General features: G+C 54.5%; 1 protein-coding gene. It reads right to left on the reverse strand.

The features are described 5' to 3' along the window. On the reverse strand, positions 1–642 hold a 642-nt coding region (locus tag NM10_RS12845; protein WP_020311959.1), incomplete at both ends, for an IS256 family transposase.

Here is a 642-nt window from a genome sequence, read left to right on the forward strand (position 1 = left end):
AGYMASATCGTATTGCTGCATAAGCTGAGACATCCTCGATGCGTCCAGTGAGCAGCTGGTTCCGGACCATCGCCCAGTTTGCGACGTGACGACCCTTCCATTTTTTATAGAGCTCTTGGATGCGTAGGTAGAAAATCTTGAAGACTGCATCCTCGTTGGGGAAAGCGCCTTTCTTGGTCACCTTGCGGAAGCTAGAGTTGACGCTCTCGATGGCATTGGTCGTGTACATGATCTTGCGCACGGCACTGCCATAGTTATAGAGCTGCTCGACGTGTGAGAAATTGTTTTCCCATACGCTGACCGCGCCTGGATAAGCCTGCCAGTCGGTCTTGAACTTCTCGAATTCCTGACGGGCCTGCTTGACGTTGATGGCACCATAGATGAGCTTCAGCTGCTTCGTGAATGCACTCCACTGCTTGCGTGGGATGTAGCGGATGGAATTGCGGATGAGGTGTACGATGCAGCGCTGAACCGTGGCATGCGGGAATACAGCCTTGGCGCCTTCCTCCAATCCGCTCACGCCATCCATGGACAGGATGCCAAGATCCTTAACGCCGCGAGCCCGCAGCTCGTCGAAGATCTGCATCCAGGCATTGCTCTCCGTCTCGTTGATCCAGAGGCCAAGGACATCCTGCAGCCGTT

The organism is Megasphaera sp. NM10, assembly GCF_000417505.1.
Lineage (GTDB): Bacteria > Bacillota > Negativicutes > Veillonellales > Megasphaeraceae > Megasphaera > Megasphaera intestinihominis.